At 31.2% G+C, this 22,564-nt stretch carries 19 protein-coding genes, 1 tRNA gene and 1 pseudogene; 10 read left to right on the top strand and 11 right to left on the bottom strand.

Annotation, left to right across the window (positions count from 1 at the left end; translation table 11 throughout):
• Nucleotides 1–73: 73 nt before the first annotated feature.
• Complete coding sequence (gene folB / locus ATE84_RS03580) at nucleotides 74–430, top strand: dihydroneopterin aldolase (protein ID WP_101445810.1); 357 nt, start codon at nucleotides 74–76, stop codon at nucleotides 428–430.
• A gap of 95 nt (nucleotides 431–525) precedes the next feature.
• A tRNA-Cys gene (locus ATE84_RS03575) sits at nucleotides 526–596 on the top strand.
• Between the two features lie 30 nt (nucleotides 597–626).
• On the opposite strand, the gene ATE84_RS03570 is transcribed toward ATE84_RS03575, so the two are convergent.
• From ATE84_RS03570 to rnr, 3 genes are all read right to left on the bottom strand, one after another.
• Nucleotides 627–1,322, bottom strand: coding sequence for a LysE family translocator (locus tag ATE84_RS03570; RefSeq protein WP_101445809.1), 696 nt, complete (start codon nucleotides 1,320–1,322; stop codon nucleotides 627–629).
• 37 nt (nucleotides 1,323–1,359) lie between these two features.
• The gene (locus ATE84_RS03565; RefSeq protein ID WP_101445808.1) at nucleotides 1,360–2,037 is read right to left on the bottom strand and encodes a head GIN domain-containing protein; all 678 of its coding nucleotides are present in this window, start codon (nucleotides 2,035–2,037) and stop codon (nucleotides 1,360–1,362) included.
• A 67-nt stretch (nucleotides 2,038–2,104) separates the two neighbouring features.
• On the bottom strand, nucleotides 2,105–4,303 hold the full coding sequence (gene rnr, locus ATE84_RS03560) for a ribonuclease R (RefSeq protein WP_101445806.1): 2,199 nt from the start codon (nucleotides 4,301–4,303) through the stop codon (nucleotides 2,105–2,107).
• A 547-nt stretch (nucleotides 4,304–4,850) separates the two neighbouring features.
• Here rnr and ATE84_RS03555 point away from each other — a divergent pair.
• The 5 genes from ATE84_RS03555 to ATE84_RS03535 all read left to right on the top strand — a co-directional run bounded on the left by ATE84_RS03555 (nucleotide 4,851) and on the right by ATE84_RS03535 (nucleotide 8,438).
• A complete protein-coding gene (locus tag ATE84_RS03555; RefSeq protein ID WP_101445805.1) occupies nucleotides 4,851–5,090 on the top strand; it encodes a hypothetical protein in 240 nt (79 codons plus the stop codon).
• Between the two features lie 550 nt (nucleotides 5,091–5,640).
• The gene (rpiB, locus tag ATE84_RS03550) at nucleotides 5,641–6,075 is read left to right on the top strand and encodes a ribose 5-phosphate isomerase B (protein ID WP_101450815.1); all 435 of its coding nucleotides are present in this window, start codon (nucleotides 5,641–5,643) and stop codon (nucleotides 6,073–6,075) included.
• Between the two features lie 3 nt (nucleotides 6,076–6,078).
• The gene (locus ATE84_RS03545) at nucleotides 6,079–6,996 is read left to right on the top strand and encodes a cation diffusion facilitator family transporter (RefSeq protein WP_101445804.1); all 918 of its coding nucleotides are present in this window, start codon (nucleotides 6,079–6,081) and stop codon (nucleotides 6,994–6,996) included.
• A gap of 5 nt (nucleotides 6,997–7,001) precedes the next feature.
• The gene (locus ATE84_RS03540; protein WP_199176853.1) at nucleotides 7,002–7,448 is read left to right on the top strand and encodes a GNAT family N-acetyltransferase; all 447 of its coding nucleotides are present in this window, start codon (nucleotides 7,002–7,004) and stop codon (nucleotides 7,446–7,448) included.
• Between the two features lie 69 nt (nucleotides 7,449–7,517).
• Nucleotides 7,518–8,438 (top strand): helix-turn-helix domain-containing GNAT family N-acetyltransferase, encoded by a 921-nt coding sequence (locus tag ATE84_RS03535; RefSeq protein ID WP_101445802.1) that lies wholly within the window; start codon nucleotides 7,518–7,520, stop codon nucleotides 8,436–8,438.
• Between the two features lie 23 nt (nucleotides 8,439–8,461).
• On the opposite strand, the gene ATE84_RS03530 is transcribed toward ATE84_RS03535, so the two are convergent.
• The 7 genes and pseudogenes from ATE84_RS03530 to ATE84_RS03500 all read right to left on the bottom strand — a co-directional run bounded on the left by ATE84_RS03530 (nucleotide 8,462) and on the right by ATE84_RS03500 (nucleotide 18,309).
• A complete protein-coding gene (locus ATE84_RS03530) occupies nucleotides 8,462–10,084 on the bottom strand; it encodes a S41 family peptidase (protein WP_101445801.1) in 1,623 nt (540 codons plus the stop codon).
• A 46-nt stretch (nucleotides 10,085–10,130) separates the two neighbouring features.
• Nucleotides 10,131–10,508, bottom strand: a complete 378-nt coding sequence (gene rnpA, locus ATE84_RS03525) for a ribonuclease P protein component (RefSeq protein ID WP_101450811.1) — start codon at nucleotides 10,506–10,508, stop codon at nucleotides 10,131–10,133.
• A 111-nt stretch (nucleotides 10,509–10,619) separates the two neighbouring features.
• Complete coding sequence (locus ATE84_RS03520; protein WP_101445800.1) at nucleotides 10,620–12,449, bottom strand: M1 family metallopeptidase; 1,830 nt, start codon at nucleotides 12,447–12,449, stop codon at nucleotides 10,620–10,622.
• 7 nt (nucleotides 12,450–12,456) lie between these two features.
• Nucleotides 12,457–14,133: a S8 family peptidase gene (locus tag ATE84_RS03515; RefSeq protein ID WP_233195738.1), complete on the bottom strand. Its 1,677-nt coding sequence runs from the start codon at nucleotides 14,131–14,133 to the stop codon at nucleotides 12,457–12,459.
• Nucleotides 14,134–14,146: 13 nt separating this feature from the next.
• Nucleotides 14,147–15,007: an MBL fold metallo-hydrolase gene (locus tag ATE84_RS03510; protein ID WP_101445797.1), complete on the bottom strand. Its 861-nt coding sequence runs from the start codon at nucleotides 15,005–15,007 to the stop codon at nucleotides 14,147–14,149.
• A gap of 180 nt (nucleotides 15,008–15,187) precedes the next feature.
• Nucleotides 15,188–17,451: pseudogene (locus ATE84_RS03505) on the bottom strand (SulP family inorganic anion transporter).
• Complete coding sequence (locus tag ATE84_RS03500) at nucleotides 17,452–18,309, bottom strand: universal stress protein (RefSeq protein WP_233195737.1); 858 nt, start codon at nucleotides 18,307–18,309, stop codon at nucleotides 17,452–17,454.
• Between the two features lie 133 nt (nucleotides 18,310–18,442).
• Here ATE84_RS03500 and ATE84_RS03495 point away from each other — a divergent pair, with 133 nt between their 5' ends.
• The 3 genes from ATE84_RS03495 (at nucleotide 18,443) to ATE84_RS03485 (ending at nucleotide 21,287) form a co-directional block, all read left to right on the top strand.
• On the top strand, nucleotides 18,443–20,278 hold the full coding sequence (locus tag ATE84_RS03495; RefSeq protein ID WP_101445796.1) for a sodium:proton antiporter: 1,836 nt from the start codon (nucleotides 18,443–18,445) through the stop codon (nucleotides 20,276–20,278).
• Between the two features lie 118 nt (nucleotides 20,279–20,396).
• Nucleotides 20,397–20,825: a hypothetical protein gene (locus tag ATE84_RS03490; RefSeq protein ID WP_143273557.1), complete on the top strand. Its 429-nt coding sequence runs from the start codon at nucleotides 20,397–20,399 to the stop codon at nucleotides 20,823–20,825.
• A gap of 195 nt (nucleotides 20,826–21,020) precedes the next feature.
• Nucleotides 21,021–21,287 carry a hypothetical protein gene (locus ATE84_RS03485; RefSeq protein WP_101445793.1) on the top strand — a complete coding sequence of 89 codons (267 nt, stop codon included), beginning with the start codon at nucleotides 21,021–21,023 and terminating at the stop codon, nucleotides 21,285–21,287.
• A gap of 38 nt (nucleotides 21,288–21,325) precedes the next feature.
• Here the strand turns inward: ATE84_RS03485 and ATE84_RS03480 are convergent, their stop codons facing one another.
• Nucleotides 21,326–22,375 carry an endonuclease gene (locus tag ATE84_RS03480; RefSeq protein WP_101445792.1) on the bottom strand — a complete coding sequence of 350 codons (1,050 nt, stop codon included), beginning with the start codon at nucleotides 22,373–22,375 and terminating at the stop codon, nucleotides 21,326–21,328.
• Between the last annotated feature and the right edge of the window lie 189 nt (nucleotides 22,376–22,564).

The raw sequence follows: 22,564 nt of genomic DNA, 5'->3' as shown, positions 1-22,564 counted from the left end.
AAAATTCATCAGAAAAGGGGTGTTCTCCCTGTTTAAATCATAAAGATTCTTTTTACATTTGCCTAAAAACCCCGTGGGATTAATAAAATTAAAAAACATCAAGGTTTACGCCTATCATGGATGCCTTGTCGAAGAGAAAAAAATAGGATCTGATTACAGAGTAGATCTAAAGATTAAGGCTGATTTATCTGAGTCTGCAATATCTGATCGTTTAGCAGAAACTGTAGATTATGTTCATCTTAATCATATTGTAAAAGAAGAAATGGCTATTCGTTCTAAATTATTAGAACATGCTGCAGAGCGAATTCTAGTTCGTATATTAGATGAACTGCCATTGGTTGATAAAGTTATTGTAGATGTTTCAAAAATTAATCCACCTATTGGTGGAAATGTAGAAATGGTTACTATTACAAGAAGTAAAAAACGTTAACTATAGTGTTAAAATTGTATAAAACGCTTTTTATTGTAAAATCATTTAAGAAGTAATCATAAATTTTTTTACATTTGCCTTCCAATCAAAAATTGGGTGTCGTGGCCGAGTGGCTAGGCAGTGGTCTGCAACACCATCTACAGCGGTTCGAATCCGCTCGACACCTCAAAAATCCTGTACTTATGTGCAGGATTTTTTATTTAAACCTGGATTCTGGTGTTATTTTTTCAATTTCATCTTGAATTCGTTTCTCCATAGTATCTGGTAAAACACCTTTTAAAATAAGAAATATGCCAAACACAATCATAACAATACTAATGATCCTCTTGATGATATAAGTTCTTTTTGGTGTCAATTTTCTCTTCAATCGTTTTGCTAACAGCATTTTAAAGAAATCAATAAAAAGATATGTGCCTATTACCATTGTAAAAAAACGTAGAATCCTATTCGTGTTCATGTCTAATTGTGGTCCTATGACAATAACAACGCTTAACCAAAATCCTAATACACCAATATTTATAAAGTTGAGTAAAAACCCTTTTATAAATAACACAAAATAATTGTGTTTATTGATAATTTCTACTGAGGTATCTCGAATTTTATTATAGTTTTTTCTTTCCTGTATAAAAGAAATTACACCATAAGTAGATAATAACATCCCCCCAAATATAAATAATGCAGGATCATCTTTAATTTTTTCTAAAATCTGATTGGTACTAAAATAAGCGATAAGAATAAATACTATATCTGCAAAGATAACTCCTAAATCCACAGCTAAAGCTGCCCTAAACCCTTTAATAGCTGCTGTTTCCAGAAGTACAAAAAAAACGGGTCCAATCAAAAAGGCTAATAAAAAACCTAATGGTATAGCTGCTTGAGCATCTTGAAGCATAGGGTCTAAGCGAATTTATTACAAAGTTAAAAACTACTTAGTTAACTTCAACAATTTTTCCGCCTAAAAATTTTTTAGTATCCTTTTGTTTTGGGTTTCCATAAATTCTAATAGTTCCTCCTGCATTAGTATTTGCTTTGATATAATCTTTAGCATATACTTCTGCTACTCCTCCTGCACTAATTTTCACTTGTGTTTTTTCTGTTTTGAGTTCGCTACCAAAATATTTTCCTCCAGAATTTATAATAATTTCCTGTTCTTTAGATGCACCATCCAAATGCACTTCTCCACCTGTAACTGCTTTAATAAATATTGTTTCTGTTTCAGCTTTTGCTAGTATGACTGCTCCTTCTTGAGCTCTTATATCAAGTTTATTTCTGTTGAGAACATCTTTTACTTCTACCGTTGATCCTTCATTAGCATCAATTTTTCTAAGTTCCTCATAATGAACCAAAACTTCAGTATTGCTTTTATCCCATAGGTTATTCAAAGACATTCTAATTTTCAAAATAAGGCCTTCTTGAATAATTTCTACATCGTATCTTTTATAACCAGAGACTATAACTTTATGTTTATCACTTTTAACAAGAGTTACTTTTATTTTATCAAAAACTTTTACTTCTGTAAAATAATCCAGGTTTTTGGTTTTAACGTCTTCTTGTGCTTGTCCTAATGCGACCAATAAAAACACAAAAAGAAATTTCAAATTTTTCATCACCAAATTTTTAATATTTATATTTCAATTTTGATCTTATATAAAATATAACGACACTAATTTTTGATTATTCTATATCTTCCTTGTTTCCTAACAAGATAAAATCTAAGTGTCTTTTTATAAGATCAGCATTTTTTACTTTTACATATACCTCATCTCCTAATTGATATACTTTTTTGGTCTGTTCTCCTATAATAGCATATTCATCTTGATCAAAAATATAGTGATCATCATTCATATCTCTAAGGCGAATCATACCTTCACATTTATTACTAATGATTTCTACATAAATACCCCATTCGGTTACTCCAGAAATCACTCCCAAAAATTGCTCATCCTCATGATCTTTCATAAACTTTATTTGCATAAATTTTATAGAATCACGTTCTGCACTGGCAGCAAGATTTTCCATACTACTACTATGATTACATTTTTCTTCATATTCATCTTCTGCAACAGATTTCCCTTTATCTAAATAATGCTGTAACAAACGATGTGCCATAACATCAGGATATCTTCGTATCGGAGACGTAAAATGCGAATAATAATCAAATGCTAATCCATAATGACCAATATTATGAGTAGTGTATTCTGCTTTACTCATACTGCGTATAGCTAGCGTATCAACCAAATTTTGTTCTTTTTTACCTTGAACATCTTTTAATAATCCATTTAATGATTTTGTAGTAGTTTTTCTATCTCTAAGATCCAGTTTATATCCAAATCTTCCAATAATATTTTGTAGCGCTGCTAATTTTTCATCATTTGGTTCATCATGCACACGATAAATAAATGTTTTTTTAGGATTTTGCTTTCCTATGAATTCTGCGACCTTTTTATTAGCTAGTAACATAAACTCTTCAATAAGTTTATTAGCGTCTTTAGAAGTCTTAAAAAACACCCCTACAGGTTCGTTATTTTCATTTAAACTAAATTTCACTTCTACTTTATCAAAAGAAATAGCTCCTTCACCCATTCGTTTACCTCGCATGATTTTGGCAAGTTCATCTAATTTGAGTACGGCATCAGCGATTTTTTGATCGGCTTTATATTCTTTTCTGGTAAGTGAGATCTCTGCCGGAATTACATTGTCACTTGTTTCTATAATATGTTGCGCTTCTTCATACGCAAATCTTGCATCAGAATACGTTACTGTTCTTCCAAACCATTGGTTTTTAATTTCTGCTTTATCATTTAATTCAAACACTGCAGAAAATGTATATTTCTCTTCATTTGGTCTTAAAGAACAGGCATTATTAGATAAAACTTCGGGTAACATAGGTACTACTCTATCTACCAGATATACTGATGTTGCTCTTTCATAAGCTTCATCATCAAGTATTGTTCCTGGTTTTACATAGTGTGATACATCTGCTATATGAATTCCGATTTCATAATTACCATTTTCTAAAACCTGAAATGATAACGCATCATCAAAATCTTTAGCGTCTTTGGGATCAATAGTAAACGTAAGAATTTTTCTCATATCCCTACGATTCTTGATCTCTGATTCTTGAATCGATGTATCTAAAGTATTTGCATAATTCTCGACTTCTTCAGGAAACTCATAGGGCAAACCATACTGAGCCAAAATAGCATGTATCTCGGTATTGTGTTCTCCTGGTTTTCCTAATACTTTAATTATTTTTCCAAAAGGAGAATCTGCTTTTTCTGGCCAATCTTCTAGTTTTACTAAAACTTTATTACCGTTTTCTGCATCTGCAATTTTATTTTTAGGTATAAAAATATCAGTATACATTTTGCCGTCTTGCATATTTACAAAGGCATAGTTTTTTTGAATATCAATTACGCCAACAAATTCACTTCTTTTTCTAGAAATAATCCTGGAAATCTCTCCTTCGCTCTTTCCTCTTCGTTTTCTACGATATACGTAAACCTCAACTTCATCTCCGTTCAGCGCTTTATTAAGATTGTTATTTGGAATAAAAATATCTTCTTCAAGATCTTTTACAATTACATATCCTGTACCTTTTGAAGTGATTTCTAAAACACCTGTATAGGTATTGATATTAGGTATAATTTTAAACTTTCCTCTTTCTACTTCTTCAATCTGTTTCTTAGCAGCGAGTTGAGATAATTTTTTTATAATTTGGTTTCTGCTACTTGCATCATCTACTCCTAATTTTGATGCGATTTGCTTATAATTAAAACTTTTACTTGATTCAGCTTTTAATATTTTGAGTATTTCCTGGGTGATATTCTCTATTTTAGGTGACTTTTTTCTTCTTCTACTCTTTCTTTTCATTAATATCTATTCTATATATTTATGATAAAAGTACAGCTTATCTTTTAACATCAATAATTTTAACTTTAAACTTTTATTAATACTTAAATATTATTATTTCCAAATAGTTCTAAAATACACTATCTGTAAATCAAGATATTACATTAAAAAAAAGTAAACAAATACAGTTATTTTTCTTAAAATTTACTTAATTTTAGTACACTAGGATTCGATTTTATCCGTTTAGTATTTAGTTCGATATGCATAAAATCAAAAAAATACATAAGATAATATTACTCTTCATACTCATATTTCTATTGGGTATATATTCGTTTACTTTATACATCAACAATACAATAGATCAGAAAAAAGAAAACTTAGAAGAATCAGAAATAAATAGTTCTGTAAAAACTGATCGCGAAGCTAGTCAAATCAATTAATCCTTTACTATCTAAACTTATTTATCAATCTAAAATAAATTGATATTCGTTTTGGTTAATATCAATTTGATTGTTACGCTTATTTTGTATCTTGTAGAAGGAAGATCATCAAGGAATAATTCAAAAAAATGAAAGATTTTATTACTATTAAAACATATACATATCCTTTTGAATATGCTATACTAAGACTACTTTTAGATCAAGAAGGTATTTCTTATTTCTTTGAAAATGAAACAATGGTAGGTGTTTTTCCTTTTTATTCAAATGCATTAGGAGGTATTAATTTAAAAGTTCATCAAAGAGACAAAGAAAAAGTACTTCAAATCATAAATGATCTTAACACTAATTCTCATCTAAGAATTGTATAAATCTGTATTCTTATTTTTTATAGTTTTCAACATATATTAAATATATCTTTTTCTTTTTTTAAATTTAAAAATAAATAATGATGATTATAATATAGTGTGGATAGCGGTATAACTTTTTTAACTTTTATTTGTTTTTTAAGTTAAACTGAATTTTAAAATATATATGAACAGGATATCATTATTCTAATTGCTTGAAAATGTTCTAAAAATGAAATTTAATTAACAACTGTTAATAGTTAATCAACAGCTTAAATTTTTAATATTATTACGGTTTTACCGTAGTTTATAACATTGACTTTACATTTGAAAACTTAGCCAAAAAAATAAGGTTTATAATTTTGATTTGTTCTTACTATCCTTGTATTCTAATAATAATTAAAACTACCAAAAAAACTTTATGAATTTTAAGAACTGTTTATTCACACCCAGTGTTAACAGAAGGTTATGAGTTATTAACATTACCGTAATATTGGGTTAAATTATTGGTTTTTTGGAGTTTACTTTTTTTAGATTAAATTATCTTTGCTTAACTAATGAAATGAATAAACAAATGAAAATAGCTATTGGAAACGATCACGCAGGAACTGAATACAAATTTGCAATTACAGAATATTTAGAATCTGAAGGAATCGAAGTTACTAACTACGGGACTAATGAAAACAATAGTGTTGATTATCCAGATTTTGTGCATCCAGTAGCAAAAGATGTAAACACTGAAAAAGCAAGTTTTGGTATTTTAGTTTGCGGAAGCGGAAACGGTGTTGCTATGACAGCTAATAAATACAAAAATGTTAGAGCAGGACTTTGTTGGACGAAAGAAATTACAGAACTAACCAGACTTCATAATGATGCCAATATCATATGTATTCCTGCAAGATTTACATCATTACATCAAGCTGTTGAAATGGTAAAAACGTTTTTATCGACAGAATTTGAAGGAGGCAGACACCTAAATAGAGTACAAAAAATACCAATGTGTATTTAGCCTATGATAAAAACCAACGCCCATAACCATTCATATTCTCAAGATAAGCTTACTGGGCGTAATTTGTTATTTTCTATTCTATTAAATATTGGAATCACAACTGCTCAGGTAATTGGTGGTTTGACTTCTGGTAGCCTTTCTCTATTATCCGATGCATTACATAATTTTAGTGATGTACTTTCTTTAATAGTTAGCTTTTTTGCGAATCGGTTAGCAAAAAAAGAAGCCTCTATTAAAAGAACTTTTGGTTTTAAAAGAGCCGAAATTATGGCAGCATTTATAAATGCTATTTCATTAGTTGTAATAGCTATTATTCTTGTACTAGAAGCGATAGAACGATTACAAAATCCACAAGAAATAAGTGCGCGTGTTGTAATTATACTTTCTATAATTGCAATTTTTGGGAATGGACTAAGTGTTCTGCTTTTAAGAAGAGATAGCAAGGTAAACATGAATATGAGATCGGCATATTTACACCTTATAACAGACTTAATGGCATCTTTTGCAGTTTTAATAGGAGGGGTATTAATGAAGTTTTATAAACTTTTTTGGGTAGATAGTCTTTTGACTTTTGCGATTGCCATCTATTTGATTTTTGTAGGTTATGATCTCCTAAGAAAATCTTTCAAAGTATTAATGCTGTATACCCCTGATACTATTAAGTTAAAAGAAATAGTAAGTAGAATTAATGCTTTGCCAAAGGTTAAAAGTATTCATCATATCCATGTATGGCAACTTAATGAAGAAGAAACACACTTAGAAGCGCATATTGATTTTAATATCGATATAAAAGTTTCAGAGTTTGGAGAAATATTAAATACAATTGAAGATGTGTTACGGGATAAATTTGGAATTAACCATGTAACACTTCAACCAGAATTTGGGAAAGAAGATAATAAAGATATTATTGTACAAGATTAAAGTTTATGGATATAAGATTTAAAGTTAAACGTTTTGACGAACTTACCACACTCGAGTTATATAAAATTTTGCGCTTACGCGCAGATGTGTTTATAGTAGAGCAGGAGTGTATATATCAAGATATTGACGATAAGGATCAAAAAGGACTTCATGTAATAGGATTTAAAGAACAGGAAGTTGTTGCGTATGCAAGATTATTCGATGCCGGTGATTATTTTGAAAAAGCAAGTATAGGAAGAGTAGTAGTTTCCAAAAATGAAAGACAATTTGGATATGGTCACGATTTAATAAAAGCCTGCATTAATGCAATAGAAGAACATTATAATACTGAAAAAATTAAGATATCTGCTCAAACCTATTTAGAAAAATTCTATGAAACTCATAATTTTGAAAAAATAGGTGAAGAATATTTAGAAGATGGAATTCCACATATTGTTATGGTTATCCAATAAATACTTACACTATTTTAATATGTATTATAAATAACGTATATTAGTTGACATTGTCAACTAATATACGTTATGAATAGAAATTATATCAATAAGATAAGGATATTTAATCGGTTCTATACTAACATAATAGGTCTTTTAGACACTCATATTTTAGATAGCAAATATTCACTACCAGAGGCTAGAATTATATTTGAAATTTACCATAATCCCGGTTTTACTGCATCAGATATTATTGAACTTTTGGAGATAGATAAAGGGTATTTAAGTCGTATTTTAAAACGCTTTGAAAAACAAAAAATAATTTCGAGAACTGTTTCTAGTGCTGATAAAAGAGTTTTTGTGTTACGACTTACTAAGTTGGGAGAAAAGGAATTTTTAAAACTCAATACTAATTCAGAAAATCAATTAAAAAGAGTGTTTTCACATTTATCTCCTGCAGAATCGCAAACACTTGTACAAAATATGCGATCCATAAAAACATTGTCTGAGAAGTCGAATATAGCACTTGATGATATAAAAATTAGAACACATTTAAAACCAGGCGATTTAGGATTTATTATACATAGACATGGAAAGTTATATGCTGAAGAATTTCAATATGGCATCTCATTTGAAACCTATGTTGCAAATGGCATCTATGAATTTTATAAATCCTATAACCCAAATAAAGAACGTGTTTGGGTTTGTGAACATAATGATCAAATTATTGGATTTCTTTTACTTATGAAAAGAGAAAATAATAGTGCCCAGTTGCGTTATTTTTATTTAGAAGAAAGATACAGAGGTATTGGTTTAGGCAGAAAGTTATTACAATTATATATGGATTTTTTCTACTCCTGCGGGTATACATCAAGCTATTTGTGGACAGCAGATGAGCTAGAAACTGCTGCTTCATTATATCTTAAGCACGGTTTTAAACTAACAAAAGAAATAGAATCGACATCCTTTGGTAAACCTGTTAAAGAAAGAAGATATGATTTACATATTTAAAACCCCCACAAGTTTACAGGATTCTATTTTAAAATTCCGTCGTATTTATTTTTGTTGTTAAGTATTTCTTGACTTTTAGCTACTTCGGGATTATGCGTTACATAATAATCATATAACCCCTCACGATAGAAATAACGTTTGATGATCTCATCTGTGAGTAAATTAACAATCTCAGTTTTATAAGTATCTAGAGCTGCTTGTTTAGAAGTGTTTATCGAAGCAATAAGAGTATTATAGGTTGAGATTATATCCTTATCAAACTTTTCTTTTTTCGCGATTTCTAATGATTTTTTAAATGATTTTTCGGTTTCGGTTTCAAAATTAAATTCACTTTGTTTTACAAAACTTTTAAAGTCCTCATAATCTTTATCTGTAAATTTAAAATCAGAGGATTTTTTTAGTTGATGAGAATAATAATATTTTGTTCCATACTCAAAAATAGCATCAGATCGCAATAAGGCTGTCGTAATTTTACTGAATTTAGAGGTTTCTAATGCTATATCAGGTTGTATACCACCTCCATCATATACCGTTCTTCCGTTTTTGGTTTTATAGGCTTTAAAATCCTGCTCATTAATACGTACTGCCTTATTATTTTGATCACGATTCCAATAATCTAATGCTTGAATACATCTACCACTAGGGGTATAGTATCTAGAAATAGTGATTTTTAATTGAGTACCATAGGTTAGTTTTTTTGGTCGCTGTACTAGTCCCTTACCAAAACTTCTGGCGCCTATAACCACTCCTCTATCAAGATCCTGAATACTACCTGCAACAATTTCACTTGCCGATGCACTTCTTCCGTTTACTAATACCACCAAAGGAATCTGGATATCAACAGGTTCTCTTTTTGTGAAATATTCTTTATTATACTTTTTAACCACTGATTTTGTAGTGGTAATTAACTCTCCTTTTGGTACAAAAATATTAGTAACATTTATAGCTTCACTTAATAAACCACCAGGGTTACCTCTTAAGTCTAAAATTACCTTATTAGCACCTTTGGCTTTTAGGTTTTTTAAAGCATCAATAGTTTCACTAGAGGCTTTATTATTAAATTTTGATAATACAATGTATCCAGTATTATCATCAAGCAATGTATAAAAAGGAACTGCATCTACTTCTATTTCCTCTCTTGTTAACACTGTAGTTTTTGTATCTCCCTGTCTTTTATAGGTAATGTTAACTTTAGTTCCGCTTGCCCCTTTAAGAAGTTCTCCTGCATCATCTTTAAAGTCGGCTACTTTCACATCTCCTATTTGTATAATTTCATCACCGGCTTTAAGACCGGCTTTATCTGCAGGATAACCTTTATAAGGTTCTATGATAATGATTTTATCTTTTATCGTTTTTACAGAGGATCCAATACCTGTATACTCTCCTGCGTTACGTATTTTTGAAGCTTCAACATCTTGTTCGTTCCAATATTTAGTATATGGATCCAAATCATCTAACATGGCTTTGATTGCCGTATCCATTAATTCTGCAGGATTTGTCTCATCTACATAATTCATATTTAATTCTTTGAACATTGTAGTGAAAATTTCAATCTGCTTAGCGATTTCAAAAAAATCTGATTTAAAACTTACAGTAGATAGTAAGATAATCACAGCAACTATGGGGTAGATAATTTTCTTCTTCATTGATGTTTTATTTAAATATTGCAAATCAAGTAAACATAAAATGTTGTTATTTTGATTTTATTTCTTGTTCTACAAATTTTTGTAATATTCCTTTTATTTTAGATTCTATTAATGAATATTCAGGCATTTCTTTACCTAAAAATAAAAACATAAAAGTGAATTGATGAGTAGTGTTGGGTACAATATACTTATTTTTTCTATAACTTTCACGCATTAAACGCTTTATACAATTACGATCTACTGCTTTTTTGAAGTTACGTTTGCTAGCTGATACTCCAGCCTTAATTTTGATGTTCTCTTCAAAATTTGATCTTCTATACACTAATCTAACGGGATATTTGGATATAGATTTTCCTTCAGAAAAAAGTAATTCTATCTCCTTTTTGCTTTTTAACTTTTCTTTTTTATTAAAAGTAGCCTTCATTGGCATTAAATGTAGTGATTAGATTTCTTATATGAGTAATAAAAAAAACCGGCATTAAAACCGGTTTTTTATAAGACTTTAGTCTATATGGTTTACTTCTTCAAACAGTTATTATTCTGAAAAGCTGTTATTATTAGGGTTTATATCGGCCATAGTATTTGTAATATCAATTCCTATCGATTTTATTTCAGATTTTGGTCTAGAAAGATTTAGTGAATAGGTTGGGTTAGTCCAAGGCCAATCAGGCAATATAGTTCTCTTCATTGACGGGATTGGGTTTTCCTTTTCATTACGCATTACTCTTAAGGGGATATAGAATGACTCTATAGTACTGTCTTTATATTCTACATAAAGGTCGATAGGCATTGGCATTAATCCAATACGTTCTAAGGTGATTTGGGTCGTGGTATTATTTTCTACAACATCTTTAATTCCGTAATCAATTGTATTCGTTGTTTGTGTCCAATCAGTTAGATACCAATCCAATTGTATTCCTGATACTTTTTCTGCTACCCTTTTAAAGTCATTAGGAGTAGGATGTTTAAATTTCCATTCATTAAAATATCTCTTAATTGTTTTTGCAAGATTATCTTCTCCGATTATATAACCAAGTTGTGAAAGAAAAACAGCTCCTTTTGTATAGGCAGAGGCTCCATAAGCGGTATTATGCGAATAACGATCTGCTTGAGTAGTCTGTGGTTGCTCTATACCAGAAGTAGCTAATTGATAATATCCCTGATACATTCCTTTTAATGAATTAGGGTTATTTTGTTTCATTACATCATTCATAGCTAGAGTAGAAATATAGCTGGTAAACCCTTCATCCATCCATTCATGTTTAGACTCGTTGTTTGCCAGAATATGTTGAAACCATGAATGTGCCATTTCATGAGCTGTAACCCCAACAAGGCTACCAAAATTTCTTTCTCCTGTGATTAGGGTAGACATGGCGTATTCCATACCGCCATCACCACCTTGTAATACAGAATATTGATCATAAGGGTATTTCCCTATTTTTTCACTATAATAATTTACTAACTCTACAGTTTTTGGCTGTAGGTCTTTCCAGTTTTCTATAATTTCTTTCTTGTTTTTATACAAAAAATGAAGCGTAGGACCATTGGGCACCTTTACAACATCATGCACATATTCTGGGTCTGCAACCCATGCAAAATCATGTACATTAGGAGCTTTAAAATGCCATGAAAGTTTCTTGCCTTTTCTTGTCACTTTTGTACCCGGTTCTTCATATCCATATCCTATTTCTTGTGGATTTTGTAAGTATCCAGTACCACCCAGAACATAGTCTTTATCAATATTTATGGTTACATCAAAATTACCCCATACTCCATGAAACTCTCTAGCAATATATGGGTCAGCATGCCACCCTTCAAAATCATATTCTGCAAGTTTGGGATACCATTGTGTCATTGATAATGCGATACCTTCTTTGTTATTTCTTCCAGAACGACGTATTTGTTTAGGTACTTGACCGTTAAATTTCATAGAAAAAGTAACCTTTTCTCCTGGTGCAATAGGTTTGTCTAACGATACTTCTAAAACAGTTCCAGCAGTTTCATATTTTATTGGTTTTCCGTTTTGTGTTAAGGAAGAAACTTTTAAATACCCAATTTCTTTTGGAGTAAGTTTATTTATTCTGCTTCCAACCCTAGGATCTGGATCTGGAAGATTACGGGAACGTATATCCATTTCACTTCCTGGTTGAAAGGCATTAAAATATAGATGATAAAATACTTGATATAGCGTATCAGGAGAATTATTAGAATATATTAATTCTTGTGTCCCTTCATATTGAAAATTTTCAACATTCATATCCACATTCATGGTGTAATCTACCTGTTGTTGCCAATAGGGAGTATTGTTTTGTGCGATTGCACAAAAGATACCAACAAAAAAAACAAAGCCAATTTTTTTAAACATAATAAAACTATTTAGACAATTTATCCGCCATAATAAGGGCGTTATATAGGTTAACCATTTTACCAGATTTAGATAACCCAGAAAAGCTTCCTACATTAGTTTGTTTCCCACCAATAACTACAGAAGATTTTGTACTTAAACCACTATCCATAAGTATCTGTTTTACTTGTGGAGCTTTTAAACGAGGGTAATATGATCTAATTAGAGCAGCAACTCCTGCCACAGCTGGAGCAGCCATAGAGGTTCCTTGCAGATATTCGTATGAATTATTGGGCGTTGTTGCCCATATTTTAACTCCGGGAGCAAAAGCATCAACATTACTTTTACCATAATTAGAAAAATCAGCTACCAGATTTGAGCCATAAGCATAGTTTAAAGCCCCAATGGTAATAAAGTTATCTGCGATTTCAGAGTCATTATTAATTTGATCATTAGGATATACTGCTTTTTTATCTAGATCTGTTCCTTCATTTCCAGCGGCATTCACAATCAACACATCTTTTGAGGCTGCATAAGTAATAGCTTCTCTTACCCATTCTGGATGGGTACTGTAATATTTACCAAAACTAGTATTAATTACTTTGGCCCCATTGTCTACAACATATCGTATTGCAAGAGCAATATCTTTGTCGTATTCATCTCCATTAGGAACCGCTCTAACTGCCATTATTTTTACATTTTGTGCTACACCATTCATTCCTATCCCATTATTTCTCTCTGCAGCAATAATACCTGCAACGTGGGTTCCATGTTTTATACCTTCTTTTTTTGGATCTGGCCCCATAACATTGTTATTCCCATACTTGAGATCTGTGATGTCGTCTACATTGTCACCCACCAACTTTCTACCGTCAAATTCAGGATTTAAATTATAATTAAGTTGTTCTGTAAAATGATCAACCCCTTCTTTAATGGTTTTCATAAAATCAGGTATAGCATCTCCCGGCTCCATAAACCCGAACATTTGAGCCATAAAAGCGACATGCTGTTGCATCTCCTGAGTTTTTGCTTCTACTTTTAAAACTTCATCTCGAGAATAATCTTCTTTCCCTAGCGCATCTGTAATTGCTTTGTGCGAAATCTTGGATTGCTGAAGAATTTGCTCATATTGCATTTTTTGAGCAGAGTTTTCTTGATATTCTTTTTCGAATTCTGCTTTTGCTTCAATATAATTTTGGTATTCACCTTTATCATTTTCGGATACAGAAGCTAGCGTTTTACCGGCATATTTTGGTTTAAGTTTTTTTATGATTCTTACATATTCCAAATTTTCATCTTCAGAATCCCCAAGAAAATTCCAGCCATGAATATCATCTATGTATCCATTGTTGTCGTCGTCTTTACCATTTCCTTTGATTTCTTTTGGATTTGTCCAGATCACCCCATCAAGGTCCTCATGCTCAATATCAACACCACTATCGATAACACCAACAATGACAGTCTGACCTTTTTTGTTCTTAATAAGAGTATTGTATGCTTTATTTACACTCATCCCAGGAACAGTATCAGAAACCAAATCAAGTGAATTCCAACCTTTAAGTTGAGCATCGGTTAGATCTATATTTTTTAAAGGAGTGGTATCAATATTTCCTATGGGTGTAGAAACAATAGTTGGAGCACCACAACTTACCAAAATCATAGATGAAGCAATGGCGGTAAAAATTTTATTAGATGAGGGAATCATTTGATTTTTTATTTTAATTAAATATTTCATGACAAGTAAAAACTTCTTTAAGACGTACCCCTTTTTGGGTATGTTGTACTGTTATTATTTCATTGTGAGCATCATGTTCTAAGAATAAATACCACCCATTGGTGGCGGCACTATCAAGAAACAATCTTTTTTCATCCAAAGTTAATAAAGGCCTGGTATCATAACCCATTACATATGGTAGGGGAACATGACCAGCTGTGGGTAGAAGATCTGCCATAAACACAATTGTTTTGCCTTTATATTCTATATGAGGAATCATTTGTTTTTCAGTATGTCCATTAACAAATAGCACGCCAAAACCCAATTCAGTGTTTTTTTGGAACGTAGTATCTGATCTGGAAATAAAATTTAATTGGCCACTTTCTTGTATTGGCATTATATTTTCGCTTAAGAACGATGCTTTTTCTCGAGCATTGGGTTTTGTAGCCCATTGCCAATGTTCTTCGTTACTCCATATCCGAGCATTTTTAAATGCCAATTCATATCCGGTACGAGTATCATTCCATTGCACCACACCACCACAATGATCAAAGTGAAGATGAGTAATAAAAACATCGGTAATATCATTTCTGTGAAAACCTTTTGCTTTTAGAGAAGCATCTATGCTATCATTACCCCAGAGTGAATAATGGCCGAAAAATTTTTCAGATTGTTTATCTCCCATTCCAGAATCGATAAGAATTAACCTATCGCCATCTTCAATCAATAAGCATCTTGCCGCAATATCAATTAGGTTTTTTTCATCTGCAGGATTGGTTTTGTTCCATAAAACTTTAGGAACTACTCCAAACATAGCACCTCCGTCAAGTTTAAAATTACCAGCTTTTATGGGATATAAATTCATTTGTTTATCTTTAAATTATGTCTTCAATTATATGATATCACCTAGAATTGGTTAGCATATTCAAAACACAAATTCTTTTCTTTGTCAAAACACCTTTTTCATACTTTATTTGTGTTTCATTCAATGGGATATTTTCAGGAATAACTAAAAATCTTTGCAAAATAGAAAAAATGGAAGGGATCAAGATTTAATTTTTGTACTTTTTAACAATATTTCATCATATTGTATACTTGAGATCACTTTTTCTAAGCGAGTTCCATAATCTAATAGTGCTTTAATCTCTTTAATACTAGCTAAACGTTCTTTTCGCATTACAAGTAAAGAGCTACCATTACATTCGATATGATAATATGGGTTACTCTCTAAAAACAGTACTAAATCATCAGTAAATAACATTCGGATCTTTTCTGGGTTTTCTCCTAAAAGAAAGAATCGTTTAGAAAAATCAGGATGTCCAGAAATCAAAATATCTTTAAAACCTGAAAACTTATATATAAACTCTAATAATCCTTCTTTATCTAAGGTAAATTTAGGAATTTCTATTTCTAATTGTATAGTCAATATTGTAGTTCTAACCAGTGTGCGTGCGATAAACTCACCTTCAGAAAATTCGGTATCAGAAATTCTAAAAATCGATTCAGGATCGTAAATAGAATTATTCAGATAATTGATTTTTTTAGTTTTAAAGAACACAAAATCACGCAAACCAGAAATATCATTATCCTTTTTAGGGTCATATTGCCAGGAAAAGTCGTTTGCAATATTCTGTAAATCTTTCTGTCTTTTGGTAAGATTTGATTTTACTCCAATTTTAATTTTTTTAGAAAAAGGAATTAGGCTTCTTATCGCTAGGGGGTGTTCTGAAGAAGCACCATGAATATCAAGCCCTGTAATCTCAAAAGACCCTCCTTTTCTCTTAAATGTTTCCTGATACCCTAATAAACTTTCCTGCACAGTATAATCTACGAAATCACAGAGAGAAAAATCTATAATAGCATCCTGATTCTCAGGAATTGTATCTAATTTTCTTTTTAATCGAGAATAATTAAGAAAGCTTGAAAAATTCTTTACACTAACAAAATAGGTGTCGTTGAAACCTTCTTTAAACATAAGCACATTAGGTTTAAAAAGATTTCTAACAAAAAAGAGTACACTTTTATTAAGGATAAAATGTATAACAATGGTTGTCAGGATTCCGATAAGGATTCCTGTGATCAAGTTTGTTGTTATTGTTGCTATAATTGTAGCAAAGAAAATAATAAGTTGTTCTTTACCGATTTTGGCAACAATTTTTAAGTTTCGGGGAGCTGCCAGCTTATATCCTGTATATACCAAAATAGCTGCCAATGCTGTGAGCGGAATTCTTTTTAGTTGATCTTGAAACAAAACCACAAATAATATTAAGAACACAGAGTGAAAGAAGTTAGAAGTTCTATTGGTGCCTCCATTATTAACATTTACAGAACTACGAGCAATTACAGTAACTACATTAAGCCCCCTAGAAAACCACTAACAATAGATGCAACACCTAATGCAGTAAGATCTTTGTTTATATTAGACCTTCTTTTTAGTGGGTCTAATTTGTCTACAGCCTTAATACTTAATAGAGACTCAATACTTGAAATTAGAGTTATTGCAACGACTACCCCGATAAATTTAAGGTCAAGAATTAATGAAAAGTCTGGAGTAGGAAAGTTTGAAAAAATGTCATCTGGTATTTGTACTAATAAGGAAGCATCTATAGGATAAGGAGCACTAGAAAAGAACTCATAATAATAGCTTAAACCAATAGCGATAAGAACAATCCACATAGGTGCTGGTAACAATTGAAAATACTTATTTCTGATTTTACCATAAAAAAACATAATCAATAAGCTTAAAACTCCAATTAATGCAGCAATGGCAATAGTACTATATTCGGGTTTAAATAGTAAAGAAATACTATGAGGAATATCTGTTAACAAGGAAATAGTATCTCCTTTGATACCAGTATTGGCGAGCATAACATGAAACTGTTTTGCAAAAATACTTATTCCTATTGCAGCTAGCATTCCTTGAATTGCCGAAGAAGGAAAAAAATCACTTAAAATCCCTAATCGCAATTGCCCTATAATAATCATTAGTACCCCAGAGCATATAATGGCTGCTAATGTAAATATGTACCCTTGATAAAGATCGCCATTTGCAAGTGTTGTTATAGCACCTAGTAAAACGACTACTAATCCATTACCAGGACCTGTAATTGTAACTTTAGACCCTCCAAAAATGCTTACAATGATACCCCCAACGACTGCGGCAATAACTCCCGAGATCGGAGGAGCTTCTGAAGCTAAGGCTAATCCTAATCCTAATGGTAAAGCGATTAGTGAGACCACAAAGCCCGAAAAAATGTTCTTAGGTAGTTGAGAGAAAAAACCAGATGTAGTGTTGTTCGCCTTTTTCATTTATCTCATAATTAAAACATCTGTAGGTAATTCTGATAAAATATGTTCAAGATCATGAAGAAAAATACGATCTAAAAACGTAGTTCTTTTTGGGGCATTCATAATAAGAAGGTCAGCCGCTACCACTTTTGCATAATGACCTATAGAATACCCTCTTTTTCCAAATATGGACTGTGTTTTTATTAAAATACCAGTCTTAAGATCTTCAGGAACATCATTTAAGATATGTTGTACTCTAAGATCTTCCTTTTTAGTTAACTGTTCTTTTATCAAGGTATCTTTAAGTAAAGATTGGTCATCTTCAACAACAACTTTAACCTCTTGGCGAGAAATTTCTTCTACAATGGTAAGTTTTTGTGCACCAAGATTCTGAGCTACTTCAAATGAATCAAGAATTGTTTGTTTGGTTTTTTCATCTTTAAGACCATTTACTACGATATGATTGCAGGGTCTTAAATCTTCTGATGGCTTTATTAGTAACAAAACAGAACAATGTGCATTTCTGGTAATTTTTCGTGCAATCGATCCAATATAAAACTTAAGAAAATCTTCTCTTGGTATAGCACCAAGCATAATAAGATCAGCATTATTCTCTCTGGCAGTTTCAATAATTACAGTAACGGGATCTCCTTGTTTCCAAATAACATTTACTTTTTCGTCATCATCAGAAAAACCAGAAATCAGCTCTTTTATATTATCTTCTTTCTCTTTAGTTTTTTCACCTACATGAACAATGATCATTTTAGAATCAAAAAAATCAACCATTCGCATGGCCTCAAAAATGTTGTTTTTCAGGTTAGGAGAAAAAGCTACCCCAATAAGGATAGTATTAAATTTATGATTAGGTAATTCGCTCAAGGATTTATTTTGTAATAATTTTAAGTGGTAAAATATAAACTTAATTTTTTAAAATTAGAAAATAGTACTTATTTCTGTTATTTTTAAAAAAATTCCGATCTTTCTCACGTATAATTTGATTTAATAACAAGGAATGTTAGAACTGGCAGGAATAATTATATTGGGAATCTTAGCTCAATGGGTAGCATGGAAATTTAAAATACCCGCAATTTTACCATTAATTTTAATTGGTCTACTGGTTGGTCCTTTTGCAACTTTGTTTACTAGTGATGGTACTAAATTAATACAACCTATCTGGAACGGAAAGGAAGGTCTTTTTCCTGGTGAGAGTTTATTTTATTTTGTTTCTCTAGCGATAAGCATTATTCTTTTTGAAGGTGGTCTCACCTTGAGAAGGAGCGAAATTCTTAATGTAGGTCCGGTGATTATAAAATTAATTACAATCGCAGTTATTGTTACTTTTTTTGGTGCAGGATTAGCAGCACACTATATTTTTGGCTTAAGCTGGCCTATTTCTTTTTTATTTTCGTCATTGATTATTGTAACTGGCCCTACAGTAATAACTCCAATTCTTAGAAATATTCCTCTTAAAAAAGATGTGTCTGCAGTCTTAAAATGGGAAGGGATTTTGATTGACCCTATTGGTGCCTTGGTTGCTGTTTTGGTATTCGAATTTATTAGAGTAGGTGGTGGTGAAGAATTTACATTTACAGCTTTGATCGAATTTGGAAAAATTCTACTTGTTGGTTTTACATTTGGTTTTACGTTTGCACATGCATTGGCATTTTCTCTAAAGAAAAAAATAATCCCTCACTACCTACTTAATGTAGTAACACTTGCATTGGTGTTAGGTGTTTTTGTGTTGTCTGATGTTTTTGCTCACGAATCAGGGTTGCTCTCTGTAGTGGTTATGGGTATGGTACTAGGAAATATAAATCTTCCTCATATTGATGAAATCTTGTATTTTAAAGAATCTCTAAGCGTACTTCTGATATCTATATTATTTATTCTTCTAGCAGCAAATATTAATATTGAGGATTTACAGCTAATCTATAATTGGAAAGCTGTTTTACTTTTTATCATTGTTGTTTTTATAGTGAGACCCGTAGGTGTATTTCTGAGCTCTTTAAACTCAGGGCTTAAAACCAACGAAAAATTGTTTATTAGTTGGGTAGGACCTCGAGGTATTGTAGCAGCGGGTATTGCATCATTATTTGGATTAAAATTGTATAAAGAAGGAGTCCAGGGAGCAGAGTATATTACGCCTCTGGTATTTATGATTGTGTTGGGCACTGTTTTACTTAATGCAACTACAGCACGTATTTTCGCCAAATTAGTAGGAGTATTTCTTAAAAAATCTGAAGGTATTTTGATTATAGGTGCCTCCAAAATTTCGAGATTAATTGCAGTATATATCAAAGATAACAATCGACACGTGGTTTTAGTAGATAGTAATAGAGATAACATCAATAAAGCTAAGGATCTGGGATTAGAAGCACTAGAAGGTAACATCTATGGTGATCAGCTCAAAGATAATATTGAGCTAAATGATATGGGATACCTAATGGCGCTTACGGGGAATAGTGATATAAATAAATATGCGATTAATAAGTATAAAGATCAATTTGGAGAATATGGGGCTTTTAGATTAATTACTTCTGAAGAAATGCAAGATCCCAAAAAGAACCCTCAAGAAGGACTATTTTCTCATACAGATGACTACTATAAACTTATTGAGCTTGCTGAAAAATATCCTGGAATTCAGGAAATAAAGATTAAGGATAAAAAGCAGTATAAAAAGTTGATTGATTTGACTAAAGATGATAAAGACATTATTCCATTATTTATAAAAGATACATATAAAAACATTAGGATTATATCATCATTTAGTAAAGAAATAGAACAAGTAGAAGAAGGTAGTTTTCTCGCTTATATTGGTAAACCCATAGATATCGAAGAGGTAAAATAATTGTTAGTTACAGCTAATTTTTTAGGTGATAATACCATTGGATTATATGGTGATGTTACTTAGTCCAGTTTAATTTTCTTACTTTTGAATCTACTTAACCTAAAAATTGAGAATCAAAATGAAAAAACTAATGTATGTCGTTGCTTATGTCCTTGCCCTGGGATTTGTAGCATGTGGTAGCGATGATGATATAGATTGTGCTAAAGCTAATGTAGAATTATCAGAAGCAGCAGTAGTATTTAGCCAAAATATTGGATCTACAGAGGCTTGTAATGGATATAAAACAGCAATAGAAGCAGTTTTAAATAATGGTTGCTCTCCTGATGACGAAACCACTAAAATATATAAAGAGCAATTAAAAGTATTAGGAGATTGTAAGTTTGGAGGACAAACCTGCTTAAATTGTACTAATAATGATGTAAATTTTGGAGTGTGTAGAGGGGAAAATGGTAATGCTTTTATACAAGAATATCATGAAGGAGTATTAACTCCTAGAGATTCTGGAGTTCCTTTTGAACGATATGTAGAACTTTCTGATTGCAAATAATTAGATAATATTTTTATAAAAAAATAGATAGAAAAGGTGGTTTTTAGGAACTGCCTTTTTTTTGTAGTAAAAATAAAAACATCGACAAAAAGCACTTTTTTGTGCTAAAAACACGTTTTTAACATAATTATTTGTTAATTTAAACTTTGTTCTACTTATATTCGTCAGATTAATTTTATTTATAAAACCCAAATTATGAAAAAACTTATGTACGTAGCAGTATTTATCTTTGCCTTAGGTTTTACTGCATGTGGAAGTGATGATGCTAATCCTATAGATTGTCTTGCGAATGCTGGCACTTTGACTACTGCAGCAGCCAATTATGGTACAGATCAATCAACAGAAAACTGTAATGCTTATAAAGCTGCTTTAGAAAGTTATTTGAATAATAATTGTTTTGCAGACCAAGCTACAGAGGATTCTTCTAGAGCTACTTTAGCAGAACTTAATTGCAATGTGTAATTTAAGAATAAAACACTTAAAAAGGTGACCCGTTTTGGTCACTTTTTTTGTTTAATAAGATATATATACACAGGAAAATGATCACTATATCCTCCTGTATATGTACCATTAGCATAACTGCGAAAAGGATATCCCTTATATTTGCCTGTTGATGTAATCAAATATTCGGGATTAAATACACCTGCTTTATAGTACCGGTAAGAAGAATAGTTAGTATTTAGAAAGTTTTTAGAAATAATAATTTGATCAAACAGGCTCCATTGATCCCTCCATGCAAGAGAGCCCAAACCCTTTTTAGCCAATTTTGCCATAGGATTGTAGAGCCCTTTAATTTTAATATTTTTTCTATACTGTTTTGCCATTAGTATTTTTTTTACGCTTGAGTTGTTGGGATTATCATTAAGATCACCCATGGTAATAATTTTTGCATATGGATCAATTGCAAATAAGGAATCCATTATCTTTTTGTTTAGCGCTGCAGCTTTTTCTCTTTTGTATCGACTTCTGGCTTCTCCACCTCTTCTTGATGGCCAATGATTTACAATTATATGTATTAGATCCCCATCAAGATAACCACCAACCAATAATTGATCTCTTGTAAATACTCGCTTAGCTGTATTATTGTCATACATTATCAATTCATGTTTATTGTAGTTTTTTACTTTAAACAGAGCTTTTTGATAGAGTAAAGCTACATCAATACCTCTTCGGTCCGGAGAATCAAAATGAACAATACCATAGTCTTTAGATTTAAGATTAGGATCATTAACGAGGTCTTCGAGGACTTTTCTATTTTCTATTTCTGCAACGCCTAAAATAGCAGGAGAGTTGGTGGCTAAATCTTTACCTATTTCAGAGATGGTTCTGGCCATGTTTTTTATCTTATGTCTATACAATTTATAAGTCCAATGATCCTTTCCTTTAGGAGTTCTATCGTCATCAAAAGTTATGGGATCATCTTCTGGATCAAAGAGGTTTTCGAGATTGTAAAATGCAATAGTATGGATTTTATATTCCGTTTTTTCTTGTGAAAAAAGAAATGTAGCGGTGAATAAAAAGAATACTGTATAGATGCTTTTTGAAAACATAAGGTTATTTTTTTCAGACCTCACAGATCTGAGGGTTAATTATCCAAGGTAGATATCTTGGTATCCACCTTAAGACAAATACTATTTATAAATCAATTACAAATATTGGTTTTTCCAGTTCCGAAAAATGAAACTGGGATATTTTATACTTGCTCATTACTAATATGTAATTCAGTATCATTTTGAGTT

This window comes from Aquimarina sp. MAR_2010_214 (genome assembly GCF_002846555.1).
In the GTDB taxonomy this organism is placed as follows: domain Bacteria; phylum Bacteroidota; class Bacteroidia; order Flavobacteriales; family Flavobacteriaceae; genus Aquimarina.
This window is presented reverse-complemented; position numbering and strand designations above follow the sequence as displayed.

What these genes read in the sequence shown, in the direction of transcription:
- ATE84_RS03515 (WP_233195738.1), bottom strand. Translation starts at nt 14,133, where the DNA reads ATGATTCCCTCATCTAATAAAATTTTTACCGCCATTGCTTCATCTATG.
- ATE84_RS03495 (WP_101445796.1), top strand. Translation starts at nt 18,443, where the DNA reads ATGTTAGAACTGGCAGGAATAATTATATTGGGAATCTTAGCTCAATGG.
- ATE84_RS03485 (WP_101445793.1), top strand. Translation starts at nt 21,021, where the DNA reads ATGAAAAAACTTATGTACGTAGCAGTATTTATCTTTGCCTTAGGTTTT.
- ATE84_RS03520 (WP_101445800.1), bottom strand. Translation starts at nt 12,449, where the DNA reads ATGTTTAAAAAAATTGGCTTTGTTTTTTTTGTTGGTATCTTTTGTGCA.
- ATE84_RS03570 (WP_101445809.1), bottom strand. Translation starts at nt 1,322, where the DNA reads ATGCTTCAAGATGCTCAAGCAGCTATACCATTAGGTTTTTTATTAGCC.
- ATE84_RS03530 (WP_101445801.1), bottom strand. Translation starts at nt 10,084, where the DNA reads ATGAAGAAGAAAATTATCTACCCCATAGTTGCTGTGATTATCTTACTA.
- ATE84_RS03480 (WP_101445792.1), bottom strand. Translation starts at nt 22,375, where the DNA reads ATGTTTTCAAAAAGCATCTATACAGTATTCTTTTTATTCACCGCTACA.
- ATE84_RS03510 (WP_101445797.1), bottom strand. Translation starts at nt 15,007, where the DNA reads ATGAATTTATATCCCATAAAAGCTGGTAATTTTAAACTTGACGGAGGT.
- ATE84_RS03535 (WP_101445802.1), top strand. Translation starts at nt 7,518, where the DNA reads ATGAATAGAAATTATATCAATAAGATAAGGATATTTAATCGGTTCTAT.
- ATE84_RS03490 (WP_143273557.1), top strand. Translation starts at nt 20,397, where the DNA reads ATGAAAAAACTAATGTATGTCGTTGCTTATGTCCTTGCCCTGGGATTT.
- rnpA (WP_101450811.1), bottom strand. Translation starts at nt 10,508, where the DNA reads ATGAAGGCTACTTTTAATAAAAAAGAAAAGTTAAAAAGCAAAAAGGAG.
- ATE84_RS03565 (WP_101445808.1), bottom strand. Translation starts at nt 2,037, where the DNA reads ATGAAAAATTTGAAATTTCTTTTTGTGTTTTTATTGGTCGCATTAGGA.
- rpiB (WP_101450815.1), top strand. Translation starts at nt 5,641, where the DNA reads ATGAAAATAGCTATTGGAAACGATCACGCAGGAACTGAATACAAATTT.
- ATE84_RS03540 (WP_199176853.1), top strand. Translation starts at nt 7,002, where the DNA reads ATGGATATAAGATTTAAAGTTAAACGTTTTGACGAACTTACCACACTC.
- ATE84_RS03555 (WP_101445805.1), top strand. Translation starts at nt 4,851, where the DNA reads ATGAAAGATTTTATTACTATTAAAACATATACATATCCTTTTGAATAT.
- rnr (WP_101445806.1), bottom strand. Translation starts at nt 4,303, where the DNA reads ATGAAAAGAAAGAGTAGAAGAAGAAAAAAGTCACCTAAAATAGAGAAT.
- ATE84_RS03545 (WP_101445804.1), top strand. Translation starts at nt 6,079, where the DNA reads ATGATAAAAACCAACGCCCATAACCATTCATATTCTCAAGATAAGCTT.